This is a genomic window from Corynebacterium sp. p3-SID1194 (assembly GCF_025144155.1).
GTDB lineage: Bacteria > Actinomycetota > Actinomycetes > Mycobacteriales > Mycobacteriaceae > Corynebacterium.
Window position 1 is genome coordinate 46428 of record NZ_JALXWY010000008.1, and the last position, 13331, is coordinate 59758.

Consider the following 13331-nt stretch of genomic DNA (forward strand, 5'->3'; position numbering starts at 1 on the left):
ATTTCGTGGACTGCACACAAACCGATAACCTCATAGGCATGACCGCGGTGCAGGGCAAGCAACAGCTGGTCACCAACGCGACGCACAATCCAGTTGTCGCGGGGGTGCTGGCTGATGTTGCCGAGCGCGAAGCACAAATTCCTTTCAAGGAGATCAAAGCCCGTTCGCGCAGCATGCCCGAGACGAGGGATGTCCGCGCCGCCTTGCTCGGCCCCGGCTGCGGGGTGATCGTGGAGATCAAACGCACCTCGCCCGTTTTCGGCCCCACCGGGGTGATCGACTCCATGGCGCATCTCGCCGCCGAGATTGAGGCCGGAGGCGCCGCACTCATCGCGTGCCAAACGGAGCGTTTGCGTTTCGATGGCTCCCTTAACGACATGGAGCAGGCACGTAATGCGACCAGTCTTCCCATGGTGTGCCGTGACGTGATCGTCGACCCTTACCAAATTCACGAGGCCCGCTGCTACGGCGCCGATATGGTGCCGCTGCAAGTGGGCCTTTTGGAGCAGGCGCGGCTGGAGAGCCTGCTCGACCGAGTGGAATCCCTGGGCATGGTGGGAATGGCAGAGGTCCGCACGGTGGAGGAAGCCGACCGGGCACTACGCGCCGGGGCATCGGTGATCGGCGTGAACTCGTGGACGTTCGACACGAACGATCTGAACCGCGAAGCCTTCGGCGAGATCGAGCCCGGCCTTCCGGAAAGCGTGCTGCGGATCAGTCTCGGCGGCGTCCGCAATGCCCGCGACTTGATCTCGGCTGCCTCCATTGGCGCCGATGCTGTGCTCGCTGGTGAGGCAGTGATGACCAGCACCAACGTGACCGCGGCCACCCGGCGTCTCGTCGCTGCCGGCCAGCACCCGGCCTGCCCGTCGCGCTAAGACCACGCGGGGCTGTCGCCATCGCAGCCGTAATCAGGCAAACTGATCTTCGTGGTTACAGAAGTTCTCGCTAATTTCCCGTCGCCCCCGCAGGGCGTGTGGCACCTCGGGCCGATCCCGATCCGTGCCTACGCGCTGTGCATCATCACCGGCATCATTGTCGCGTTGACGCTTACGCTGCGCCGCTACAAGGCGCGCGGCGGGGACCCGGACATGGTGTGGGATGCGGCGATCGTGGCTATTCCCGCCGGCATCATCGGCGGGCGCACGTATCACGTGGTCACGGACTACGACAGCTATTTCGGGCCCGGCAAGGACCCGTGGCAGGTCTTCAACTTCTCCGCGGGCGGTTTGGGCATCATGGGCGCGGTGGCGTTGGGCACGCTCGCGGTGTGGGCGCTGTTCCGGTACCGGAAGGTGCCGCTGCCGCCGTTCGCGGATGCGGTCGGGCCGACTATCATTCTCGCCCAGGCGATCGGCCGTCTCGGCAACTATTTCAATCAGGAGCTCTACGGCCGCCCGACGGATGTGCCGTGGGCGCTGGACATCTTCTATCGCGTCGATGAGAACGGCAATTTCGCGCCGTTGACGGGACGCTCCACGGGCGAGCTCGTCACCAGCGTTCACCCGACATTCCTGTACGAGATGATCTGGAATGTCGCGGCTTTCGCGTTCCTGCTCTGGGCGGAGCGGCGCTTCCGACTCGGCCACGGCCGCGTCTTCGTGCTTTACATCGCGTCCTACACTCTGGGCCGCGTCTTCATGGAAACGATGCGTGACGATGCCGCGAACACCATCTTCGGTCTCCGTGTGAATTTCGTGATTTCCGCGGTGATCTTCATCGTCTCCACGACTGTGTTCTTCCTCATGCGCCGCGGGCGTGAAACTCCGGACGAAGTTGATCCGCGAGAGCTGGAGGGCGCGGACGAAAAGCACGAAGAGCACGCCGCATCGCTCGATGATGCAGACGCTGCCGATGCGGAGCGTGGAGAGCAGAAGACTTCAGTCGGCGTGCGCGAAGAATCGCAGAAGCAAAAGCCATAGTGTTTCGGTAGCGTGGGCGACGTATCCAATCCTTGTCCAGCCAGCTGAAAGCCCGGCTGGGCCGCATAGATCAGAAGAAGGAAGCTGTGGATAGACGCACCAAGATTGTTTGCACTCTCGGACCTGCAGTAGCCAGCAAGGACGCAATCCTTGGACTCGTGCGTGACGGCATGGATGTCGCCCGCCTGAATTTCTCGCACGGTGATTACCCGGACCACGAACAGAACTACAAGTGGGTGCGCGAAGCGACCGACGAGACGGGCCACGCGGTCGGTATTCTCGCCGACCTCCAGGGCCCGAAGATCCGTCTCGGCCGCTTCGAAGGCGACGGTAAGACCTACTGGGAGACGGGTGAGACCGTCCGCATCACGGTTGACGATGTCGAGGGCACGCATGACCGCGTGTCTACGACGTACAAGAATCTTGCGCAGGATGCGAAGCCGGGCGACCGCCTGCTTGTCGACGATGGCAAGGTCGCCCTCGTCTGCAAAGAAGTCGACGGCAACGATGTGGTCTGTGAGGTCACTGAGGGCGGACCTGTCTCCAATAACAAGGGTGTCTCCCTGCCGGGGATGGACATCTCCGTGCCGGCGCTGAGCGAGAAGGACATTGCGGATCTGCGCTTCGCGCTGAAGCTCGGCGTGGACTTCATCGCCCTGTCGTTCGTGCGTTCCCCGTCCGACGTGGACTTGGTCCACGAAGTGATGGATGAGGAGGGTCGTCGCGTGCCGGTCATCGCGAAGCTGGAGAAGCCGGAGGCTGTTGACGCGCTCGAGTCCATTGTGCTGGCCTTCGACGCCGTCATGGTCGCCCGCGGCGATTTGGGCGTGGAGATCGCGCTCGAGCAGGTGCCGCTGGTGCAAAAGCGCGTGATTCAGATCGCGCGTGAGAACGCCAAGCCGGTGATCGTCGCTACGCAAATGCTCGATTCGATGATCGATAATTCCCGTCCGACCCGCGCGGAGGCCTCTGACGTGGCTAATGCCGTGCTCGACGGCACTGACGCGGTCATGCTCTCCGGTGAGACCTCGATCGGTGTGGACCCGCACAACGTCGTGCGCACGATGGACCGCATTGTGCGTGTGGCGGAGTCGATGGGCTCGGTCCCGCCGCTCAACCACATTCCGCGCACTAAGCGCGGCGTGATCTCGTATTCCGCGCGCGATATCGCGGAGCGCCTCAACTCCCGCGCACTCGTTGCTTTCACCAGCTCCGGTGAAACCGCTCGTCGCATGGCGCGTCTGCACTCGCACCTGCCGCTGCTGGTCTTCACACCGAACCAGGAGGTGCGCTCTCAGCTCGCCCTGACCTGGGGTGCGGAGACATTCCTGTGCCAGCATGTGGACAACACCGACCAGATGATGCAGGTCCTCGACGAATCGCTGCTGCACCTCGACAAGTACAAGGAAGGCGACATGATGGTCGTCGTCGCCGGCACCCCGCCGGGAGTCGCAGGCACGACGAACATGATTCACGTGCACCAGCTGGGAGAGGACGCGCGCAACCCGCGTTAGAATCCCACTCTCGTTACGCTGGTGGGCATGCCTGAAACAACTGAGATTTCCACTGGAATCAAAGTCAGGGATGCCCACCTGCACAATCTGAAGAATGTCGATGTGGACATTCCCCGCGGCGCTCTCGTCGCGGTGACGGGAGTGTCCGGTTCCGGCAAATCCTCCCTCGCTTTCGGCACGATCCACGGCGAGGGACAACGGCGCTACCTTGAATCGGTGGCGCCTTTTGCGCGCCGGCTCATCGGCTCGGCGGTGGATCCACAGGTCGGGGAGATCGATGGGCTTCCGCCCACGGTGGCGTTGCAGCAGTCGACGTCCGGCGGCGGGGCACGTTCTACCGTGGGAACAGTTTCTGCGCTGTCGAACAGCATCCGCCTGCTGTATTCGCGTTCCGGCGATAACCCGGAGGGGCTGTATTCCGACTCGTTTTCTCCGAATACGCCGGAGGGCATGTGCCCGACCTGCCAAGGCACCGGGGTCGTGCACGAGCCCACGGAGCAATCGATGGTTCCGGATCCGACGCTGTCCATCGAAGACGGTGCGATCCAAGCCTGGCCGGGTGCATGGGCGGGCAAGAATTTCCACGACATCCTGCAAACACTCGGTTATGACCTCGATTCGCCGTGGCAGGATCTGCCGCAAGAGGACCGCGAGTGGATCCTGTTTACAGACGAGCGCCCCGTGGTCACGGTCAAGCCGTTGCGTGGCGAGGACCAGATCCAGCGCAATTACAAGGGCACGTGGCGCTCGGTGGCGGCTTATCTGACCAACACGCTTGCAGAAACCCAGTCCGACACCTTGCGCAAGCGCGTCCTGTCGTACATGGAATCCCGCACGTGCGAGACGTGCCACGGCCGCCGCCTCAATCCAGAAGCGCTCAAGGTCACCTACGCGGGCATGCCTATCGACGAGCTCGGCGCCCTGCCCCTCGACCGCGTTCACGCCGTGCTGTCGGAGCAGACCCCGGAGGAGAATTCTGCTGAAGATCTCCTGCTCAAGCAGATCCTCCCGGCGTTGCAGTCCGCGCTCGACCTGGGGCTTGCGCACCTGAGTCTCGACCGGCCTGCACCGACGCTGTCCGCGGGCGAGCTTCAGCGCATCCGTCTCGCCGCGCAATTGCGTTCCGGCCTTTTCGGCGTGGCGTACGTGCTTGACGAGCCATCGGCGGGTTTGCACCCGTCCGAGCGCGATGCGGTGCTCGATATTTGCCGTCGTTTCATCGCCGCCGGCAATTCCGTCCTGCTGGTCGAGCACGACATGGAGCTTGTTGCGGAGACTGATTGGCTCGTCGATGTCGGTCCGCGTGCAGGCGAACGCGGCGGCGCGGTGGTCTATTCCGGCCCCACTGCGGACTACGACGCGGACACGCCTACCGCGAACGCGCTGGGCAATCGCACGCTTTCGCTTAACGACGACCCGCGGGACGCCACAGGAACCCTGTCGCTTTCAGGAGTCCACGCCAGGTCCATCGACGACCTCGACGTCGATTTCGGTTTGGGCCAGTTCACCGCAGTGGCGGGAGTCTCCGGCTCCGGCAAGTCCACACTCGTCAGCACCGTGCTCGCCGGGGTTCTGCGCGAGGGGGCCTCCAGCGTGGCTGATGACGAGGACGGGGCGCAGGATACGGGGGAGTGGAGCGTCGATAAGCGTGCTGGTTTCGATGCTGTGAGCCGTATTGTGCAGATCACCCAGAAGCCGATCGGCCGGACGCCGCGTTCGACGCTCGCAACGTACACCGGGCTTTTCGACGGCGTACGCAAGCTCTTCGCATCTACCCCCGAGGCGAAGAAGCGGAAGTGGACTGTCTCGCGCTTTTCCTACAACGTGAAGCAGGGGCAGTGCCCGACGTGTGGCGGTGCAGGAAAGATCGAGGTTGAGCTGGTTTTCCTGCCCGGCTCGTACACGACATGCCCGGATTGCCGTGGCGCGCGGTACAACGACGAAACCCTCGAGATCACGTGGGAGGGCCGCACGATCGCCGACATGCTCGGACTCACCGTGGACGAAGCGGCAGACGTCTTCGCCGATGAGGCGAAGATTCTCCGCGCCGTCGAGACTTTGCAGGCGGTCGGCTTGGGATACTTGACGCTTGGCCAGGGTGCCCCGGAGCTTTCCGGCGGTGAGGCACAGCGCATCAAGCTCGCCACCGAGTTGCAGCGCTCGCGCAATTCGCGCCGGGGCCACACGGTGTACCTGCTTGACGAGCCGACAACCGGCTTGCATCCGGCGGATATCGAACTGTTGGTGAAAGAGTTGAATGGCCTTGTCGACGCTGGTCAGACCGTGATCGTGGTCGAGCACGACATGTCGGTCATCGCGCAGGCCGACCGCGTCATCGAGATGGGGCTGGGCGCAGGTGCCGAGGGTGGGCAGATCATCGCCGACGGAACCCCCTCTGAACTGGCCGGGAAGAACACTCCCACTGGACGTGTATTGTTTTCGCGAGCCTAATCGATAGACGGGGTGCAAGGATCTGATGTTGAACAACGAGGAGGAAGAACAATGATCCGTCAACGTCTCGCCGCCCTCGCCGTCGCAAGCACGATCGCGTTCGGCGCTACAGCAATCCACATCCCGACTGCCGCCGCCGAACCGGAGCAACCGCAACCTGCTGCCGCGCAGATGTCGGCGCTGCCCGCTTTCGATCAGTTCAAAGAAATGATCAGCTTGGTGATTTCACTTCCGCCGATGCTGTCGAGTGCGGCTCTGGCTTACATTGCAGGTCCGGACCACGCCTGCTCGGGCCTCATTCCCCAGTACTGCCCGAACAAGAAATAACGACAGACGGCACAAAGATCACCGACGCACAACGAAGGAGAAGAACAATGATCCGTCAACGTCTCGCTGCTCTCGCCGTCGCCAGCACGGTGGCGCTCGGCGCCGCAACCAGCCCCACCCCGGCGGCGCCCCGCGTCTAACCCTTAAGCGATCGGGGTCGGGTCGATCTTCCAGACCTCGGTGGCGTAATCGCGGATCGTGCGGTCGGAGGAGAAGCGGCCGGACTCGCAGATATTGATCCAGCACATGCGCGCCCAGTGCAGCGGGTCATCGAAGTACTCCGCGGCCATGCGGTCGCGGGTCTCCTTGTAGGACTCGAAATCGCCCAGGACGTAGTAGGGGTCCGGGGTATTCCAGCCGCCGTCGACAAGCAGTGAATCGCGCAGGTCGGCGAAGATGCCGGTGTGGTTGTCGTCGAGGGTGCCGTCGATAAGCGCATCAAGCGCGCGCTTGATGGCGGGGTTGTTCTCGTAGACCTCGGTCGGGTTGTAATTCTTCTTCAGCTCCGGAAGTTCCTCCTCGCGGGCGCCGAAGATGTACGCGTTGTCCTCGCCAACGGAATCGACGATCTCCACGTTCGCTCCGTCCATCGTGCCCAAGGTGAGCGCACCGTTCATCATGAACTTCATATTGGACGTGCCCGAGGCCTCCTTGCCCGCGGTGGAAATCTGCTCGGAGACATCCGTGGCGGGAATGATCTGCTCGGCGGGCGATACGTTGTAGTTCTCGATGAAGACCACGCGCAAGTACTCCGAGACTTCCGGGTCGTTGTTGACCATGTCGCCGATGGTGTTGATCAGCTTGATGATCGCCTTGGCGCGGTCGTAGCCCGGCGCCGCCTTCGCGCCGAAGATGAACGTGCGCTTCGGAATGTCCTTCTCGCCGTCCTTGATGCGGAAGTACAGGTCGAGAATGTAGAGCGCGTTGAGCAGCTGGCGCTTGTACTCGTGGAGGCGCTTGATTTGCGTGTCGTAGACCGACTCAGGATCGATCTCCACGCCCTCGTGCACGCGCACCCAGTCGGCGAAGTCCTGCTTATTGGCCGCCTTGATCTCGCGGAGCTCCTCCATCACCGCGTCATCCTCGGCGTAGTGGCGCAGCTCCTTGAGCTTGTCCATGTCCGTGACCCATGCATCGGAGCCGACGAGACGATCGAGCAGCTCGGACAGGCGCGGGTTGCACATGCGCAGCCAACGGCGCGGAGTGACGCCGTTGGTCTTGTTGTTGAACTTCTCTGGGTAGAGCTCGTGCCAGTAGTTCAGGGTGTCGCGCCGCAGAATGTCGGTGTGGATCGCGGCGACGCCGTTGATGGAGTACGAGGCGTAGCAGGCGATCCAGGCCATGTGGACCTTGCCGTCGTGGACCGGGGAGTAGTGATGCGCGTCCTCCGGGCCGATCCCGCGGGACGCCATGTCCTCGCGGTAACGGCGATCGATCTCCACGACGATCTCCCAGATGCGGCCGAAGAGCTTCTCGAAGATGGACACATCCCAGGTCTCCAGAGCCTCTTCGAGCACCGTGTGGTTGGTGTAGGCGAACGTCTTGGTGGTCACGTCCCAAGCGTCTTCCCAGGTCATCCCGTGATCGTCGAGAAGCAGGCGCATGAGCTCCGGAATGCCCAGCACCGGGTGGGTGTCGTTGAGCTGAACGGAGTTGTACTCGGCGAAGCCGCGCAGGTCCTCGCCGTGGTGCGCGATGTAATTGTCGATCATCTCCTGCAGCGATGCCGACACGAAGAAGTACTGCTGGCGCACACGCAGCACCTTGCCCTCGTACGTCGTGTCGTTCGGGTACAGCACGCGGGTGAGGTCATGGACTGCCTCGCGCTCCAGGATTGCGTCGGAGAAGCGCTGGGAATTGAAAGCGTCGTAGTCGAACTCAGCCATCGGCGACGCATTCCACAGGCGCAGGGTGCCCACATTGTCGGTGCCGTAGCCGGTGATCGGCATGTCGTAGGGGATCGCGCGGACGTGCATGTCGTCGAATTTCACGATGCGCTGCTGCGTGCCGCGACGGACGATGAACGGGTAGAAGCTCTCCTTCCATGCGTCCGGGTGCTCCTTCTGGAAGCCGTTTTCGATCTCCTGTCGGAACAGACCGTAGCGGTAGAGCAGGCCGTAACCGGTGACCGGGTAATCCTGCGTCACAGCCGAATCGAGGAAGCAGGCAGCGAGACGGCCCAGGCCGCCGTTGCCGAGCGCGGCATCGTGCTCGGCCTCAAGAGCGTTGAGGAAGTCGTGGCCGTTCTCCTCTGCCGCCTTAATAGCGTCGTCGACAAGCCCCAGGTTGGTGAGGTTATTCAACAAAGCGCGGCCCATGAGGAACTCGGCGGAGAAATACGCCTGCTGGCGCGTCGCCTTGTACGCCTTGCGGGTTTCATCCCATTTGTCGGCGAACTGCTCCATCGTGGCCAGGGACAGGCCGGTCCAGAATTTCTTGCGGGTCGAGGTCTCGGGAGCGGAGCCGGAGACGGACCGGACGTGGCCGCCGACCGTGTCCATGAAAGCAGGGGGTTTAGCTGGCAAATTCATGCGTTGATTACCTCAGGTCATCAGATGGTCAGATCATCTAGAAGGATCGCTAACACGCGCCACTGTACCGGGGGATCGGAACGCTGGTGGGGACGAAGCGGCGCGCGGGAAGCCGAGTCTACGGCTGACGGTCGAGCGGGTGCGCGAGATACGTGAGCACAGCTGCCGCAGCAGCATTCGTGGCGGCATACACCGTGGGCTCATATTCCGGCAGGAATGTGGGCATGTGGTTCACCGGCACATCAGTGATGACACGGTCTTCCGCGACAGCCTTATCCCAGACAGTGCGCGGGGTAGAGCCGATGAGCCAGAAGATATAGGGAACCCCGAACGCCAGCGGAATATTCGGGAAGTCCTCCGACACAGTCGACGGCTCCGAATCCACCGAGTCAGGCCCGAAGACCTCGTCGAAGGTGGAGCGGACTGTCATGAACGCGCCGCGGTCATTGTCCAGCAGCTCGCCGTGAGCGAAGTACTCGAAATACGGCTCCTCCTTGATGCCGGATGCCTCGCATTCCGCGATAACAACGCGCTGGATCGCCTCGTACACCTTGTGTTTCACCGTGTCGTTGTAGAAACGGCAGTTGACTACCAGCTCAGCGTGGTCGGGAATGATGTTGTTCGTCATGCCGGCATTCACCTGGCCGACGGAGACCACCGCGAAATCCTTCGGGGCGACTTCGCGGCCGACAATGCCCTGCAGGCGCAGGATGATGTGAGCCACCGTGTAGGTCGGGTCGACAGCAGCGTGGGGCATCGAACCGTGGGCGCCGCGGCCCGGGATGCGGATGCGGATGGAATCGCAGGCCGCGAACTGCGGGCCCGGCTTGGTCTGCACTTGGCCGGCGCGGCCGGGCATGACGTGCTGGCCCAGGCAGATGTCGGGGCGGGGAATGCGGTCGGTGAGTCGGTCGGTGATCATGGCAGTCGCGCCGCGGCCGATCTCCTCGCCGGGCTGGAACAGAGCCACGAATGTGCCTGACCAGTGTTCCCTGTTGTTGTCCATGATGTCGCACAGGCCAAGGAGGGCAGTCACGTGCATATCGTGGCCGCAGGCGTGCATGAGGCCGGTCACGGTGCCGTCGTCACGCGTTGCTGTGTCCGTCGATGCGTACGGCGCGCCCGTTGTCTCCGTGACCGGGAGCCCGTCGAAATCCGCGCGGAAAAGCACTGTCGGGCCGGCTGAGCCGTGTGTCGGCTCCCCGTTGTGGAAGACCGCGACGATGCCGTACCCGCCGATCGGGGCGATAACACGGCAATCGAAACGCTCGAGCTCCTTGAGAATGCGCGCGTGAGTGTTCTTTTCCTGCATGGACAGCTCGGGGTGTGCGTGCAGGTACTGGTACAGGTCGCGCTGCCATGCAGGATCCACCGTGTAGTTCTGCAGAATCTCCTTGATCGCATTCGGATCAGCATGGGCGGGCATGTAGCTCAGGGCCTCCTTGTTCAGTTTGTTCAATGCCGGTTGCGACCGTGCAGTCACAGTCGCGCATTCGTCTAGTGTAGGCCGGATGGTTTCGTAGTGCTCACCGGCACGTTTCGGGTCAGCGGCCCAACACCGGGTTGTACCGCAGCACGTTGCGGGCCGGCGCGCATTCGGTGGCGATGCGGATCTCGTTTGAGATCCGGCCCTGTTCGCGCAATTCGTACAGGCTGCTGACCATTCGGTCGCGGATATCGTACGGGGAGAGGGTGTTGACGTTGATCTTCGTGCCGCCCTCGAAGCCGGCGAGAACCGAGACGCGCCACTTAATGTTGATGCGCCACGGCATGGGCACATCCAAATCGATTGGCTTGTGGTGCCATTCCTCGTTGCACGGGACCTCAGGCCCGGTGCCGGCGTGCGCGGCGTGGAGGATGTCCGACATCCCACGCACCTCCTCTGCGGTTTGCTGCCACGGCTCCGGGGTCGGGGACTTCGAGTACACGTTGATGGTGGGGTAGCGGTGGCCGACGCCAGCGCACATCACCGCGTGTTCGTTCTCCGCGATGATCAGGTTGTGGTAGCTCGCGAAGTTCACGCCCCACTCGTTGTACATATTGGGGTTCTGCCGCAGCTTGGCGATCTCGAGTTCGGAATGCATGCCGCGTTCGTCAATAGCCACGAGCTGTTTGTGCAGGTGCTCGAATGATGCGCCCGCCGGAGCAAGCCAGTTCTGGAAGACAGAGACATACGGTGCGTACCGGTTGCGCTCGTACAGGTCGCGCAAGGAATCGATAGTGAACGCGATGAAGCCGTAGTGCTCGTCGAGCGACAAGGTGCCGGAGGACGCGAGCTGCGTGGAATCCGTCGCGCCGTCGACGAAATGGCGGCGGGCGATGATCACGTCGTGGCCGCCGCCGAAATACGCAGGAGCGTGGGAGAGAAGTTCTTCTTCGCTGACGTTATCGTCCTGCCCCGATGCCTTCAGTCGTGTGCGCACGATGTCGAGAACATGGCGGCGCCCTTCGTCGTCCGCGAGGTAGCGTTCCATCTGGTTCGCGCGGGATTCATCCATGGTGAAGCCGTAATTTTGCGCCCAGTAATCGTAGGAGACGATTTCAAACAGGTTGGGCACGCGGCGAAAAGCGGCCTGAGTGTCGCCCAGCTCGTGGGGGAGCAGGTCGCGGATAATCTCCCATCGCCCGTCGCGGGACACCGTGCGCGATTTCTCGGGCGGCGTTTGAAGCAGCTTATCGACGCAAAAATTGCACCTGGCCGTGAAATCCTCCGGCTTGAGCTGCTCCGGTTCCTTTAGCGGGACCGACAGTGGCCTGTTTCCGCGGCCCGGCACAGTCCAGACCTGCGTGCCGGTGAAAGGGTTGAGTTGTTTGAGTGTGCCGTCCGCCATCCGCTGCAGTGGGTCCCGCGAGGCGGACAGGGGGGTCGACAAGGGAACCGTTGGGTGTGTCATGTCCACCAAGGCTATTCGCTACGCTGGCTGCATGCCGACGATCCAGTTTGACGTGATTGTTCCCGACGACGCCGCAGGAAAGCAGGTGGAGGAGGCGTTTTCGCGCGCCGTGGAGATCCTCGTGCGCCATGAACGCCTCACCTCTGGTTCCGTGGAGCGCGACAAGGACCCGAATGTGCACGAGGACATGGTGGCGCTGTTTCGCCGCGCCTTTGAAGAAGAGCGCGGCGAGGAACCGGGAGACGCTATCGTGCAGCGCTACCTCATTTCGGCAGAGGGGGCGAGTTCGATGAACCAGCTCGCCATGGGCTTGTCCCGCGTGCTAACGCCGAAGGCGGAGCTGCCGAACGATCCGGTGGCGCTGGAGCGCCAAATGGACTTCGAGTTGCCCGCCGTCTATCCCTGGGCTGTCGAGGTATTGAGGTAGGCCACTGCGGCTTGAGCACCCGCGTGGATCAGCTGCGCGCGGACATCGTCGTGGTCATCCTGTTCACCGATATTCACCGCGAGGGTGCCTTCTGGCACATCAGCCTCGAAGGCGCCGGCGAGAATCGCCACGGTCGCTCCGCTGTCTTGTGCGAGCTCCGTCACCACAGAGGCGACCTTGCCGGCGGCGGACTGCTCGTCGTATTTCCCTTCGCCGGTGACCACGAAATTCGCTTCCGCGATCTTCTCTTTGAGTCCTTGGGCAGCCGCGACGGTGCGCGCGCCGGAGACGACCTGGACGTGGTCTGTGTTGCCGTGCATCAGCTCGGACAGCCACGTGATCCCGATGGGAAGGCCGCCCGCTGCACCGTATCCGGGCTGGTCCGGGTCTACGCCAGTGACCTTGCACAGGTGCGCCAGCGCCGTGTCGACCTGCTCGACGTCTGCGGGACTCGCACCCTTCTGCGGTCCAAAGATGCGCGCTGCGCCCTGCGGGCCGGTGGCCGGGAACTCCGAATCGGCGAGCAACACCCAGTCCACCGACGCGGCGGGAATATTCACCTTGGCGGTGTCGAAATGGTCGAGCTCTCCCAGTGCGCCGCCACCATGGCGCAGCGGATGGCCGTCGACATTGAGCGGGTTCGCGCCGAGCGCGACGAGAATTCCGGTCCCGCCGTCGATCGTTGCCGAACCGCCGAGGCACAGCACGATGCGTCGCGCACCGCGGGTCTGCGCGTCCGCAATCAGCACACCGGTGCCGTAGGTATCACCGGTAAGCGGTACGGGCTTGTCTTTCACAGCAGGCAATCCCGTCGCGGCGGCGACATCGATATAGGCCGTTTCCTCGGCTGCGTTGTAGACGTAGCTGGCTTCGGTCAGGCGTCCGGCAGCGTCGGTCGTGGGAAGTGTGATGGACTCGCCACTAAAGAGCTCCGCTGTTCCCTCGCCCCCATCAGCCATGGGTATGTGATCAACGTCACAGTCAATAATTACGGATTGAATGCCTTCCGCGATCCACTCCGCCGCGTCGTGGGCGCTCGCTGTTCCTTTGAAAGAGTCCGGCGCGACGACGACGCGGACCGTCTTTGCATCAGCTACGAAATTCGCTGGTAAGCCCGCAGTCTCTTCGTCTGCCGAAGAACCTGCGGCCATCGGGCGAGTATTCACCATGGTGGGAGTGCTCCTTTATTTTCCTGCGTGGCGCGGCGGAATCGGTCGCGGTCAATCATTGCGTTTGGCGCCCCAGACGTTATCAATTCAGTTGAG

At 62.8% G+C, this 13331-nt stretch carries 10 protein-coding genes; 6 read left to right on the forward strand and 4 right to left on the reverse strand.

Going from position 1 to position 13331, the window contains the following annotated elements:
• The first annotated feature begins 38 nt into the window (after positions 1-38).
• The 5 genes from M3G19_RS07045 to M3G19_RS07065 all read left to right on the forward strand — a co-directional run bounded on the left by M3G19_RS07045 (position 39) and on the right by M3G19_RS07065 (position 6214).
• Positions 39-878 carry an indole-3-glycerol-phosphate synthase gene (locus tag M3G19_RS07045; RefSeq protein WP_259901911.1) on the forward strand — a complete coding sequence of 280 codons (840 nt, stop codon included), beginning with the start codon at positions 39-41 and terminating at the stop codon, positions 876-878.
• A gap of 51 nt (positions 879-929) precedes the next feature.
• Positions 930-1922 carry a prolipoprotein diacylglyceryl transferase gene (gene lgt / locus M3G19_RS07050; protein WP_259901912.1) on the forward strand — a complete coding sequence of 331 codons (993 nt, stop codon included), beginning with the start codon at positions 930-932 and terminating at the stop codon, positions 1920-1922.
• A gap of 86 nt (positions 1923-2008) precedes the next feature.
• On the forward strand, positions 2009-3436 hold the full coding sequence (gene pyk / locus M3G19_RS07055; RefSeq protein ID WP_259901913.1) for a pyruvate kinase: 1428 nt from the start codon (positions 2009-2011) through the stop codon (positions 3434-3436).
• A gap of 27 nt (positions 3437-3463) precedes the next feature.
• Positions 3464-5887 (forward strand): excinuclease ABC subunit UvrA, encoded by a 2424-nt coding sequence (locus M3G19_RS07060; RefSeq protein ID WP_259901914.1) that lies wholly within the window; start codon positions 3464-3466, stop codon positions 5885-5887.
• 51 nt (positions 5888-5938) lie between these two features.
• Positions 5939-6214: a hypothetical protein gene (locus tag M3G19_RS07065; protein ID WP_259901915.1), complete on the forward strand. Its 276-nt coding sequence runs from the start codon at positions 5939-5941 to the stop codon at positions 6212-6214.
• Positions 6215-6357: 143 nt separating this feature from the next.
• Here the strand turns inward: M3G19_RS07065 and M3G19_RS07070 are convergent, their stop codons facing one another.
• The 3 genes from M3G19_RS07070 to M3G19_RS07080 form a co-directional block, all read right to left on the reverse strand.
• Entirely contained in the window at positions 6358-8745 is a 2388-nt protein-coding gene (locus tag M3G19_RS07070; RefSeq protein WP_259901916.1) for a glycogen/starch/alpha-glucan phosphorylase, read from the reverse strand.
• Positions 8746-8863: 118 nt separating this feature from the next.
• On the reverse strand, positions 8864-10171 hold the full coding sequence (locus M3G19_RS07075) for an amidohydrolase (protein WP_259901917.1): 1308 nt from the start codon (positions 10169-10171) through the stop codon (positions 8864-8866).
• Between the two features lie 118 nt (positions 10172-10289).
• Positions 10290-11639, reverse strand: coding sequence for a DUF4921 family protein (locus M3G19_RS07080; RefSeq protein WP_259901918.1), 1350 nt, complete (start codon positions 11637-11639; stop codon positions 10290-10292).
• Here M3G19_RS07080 and M3G19_RS07085 point away from each other — a divergent pair.
• Positions 11638-12066, forward strand: a complete 429-nt coding sequence (locus tag M3G19_RS07085; protein WP_246874798.1) for a hypothetical protein — start codon at positions 11638-11640, stop codon at positions 12064-12066. The genes M3G19_RS07080 and M3G19_RS07085 overlap by 2 nt on opposite strands.
• Here the strand turns inward: M3G19_RS07085 and M3G19_RS07090 are convergent.
• Positions 12036-13235 carry a glycerate kinase gene (locus tag M3G19_RS07090; RefSeq protein WP_259901919.1) on the reverse strand — a complete coding sequence of 400 codons (1200 nt, stop codon included), beginning with the start codon at positions 13233-13235 and terminating at the stop codon, positions 12036-12038. The two genes, M3G19_RS07085 and M3G19_RS07090, sit on opposite strands and share 31 nt — an antisense overlap.
• Between the last annotated feature and the right edge of the window lie 96 nt (positions 13236-13331).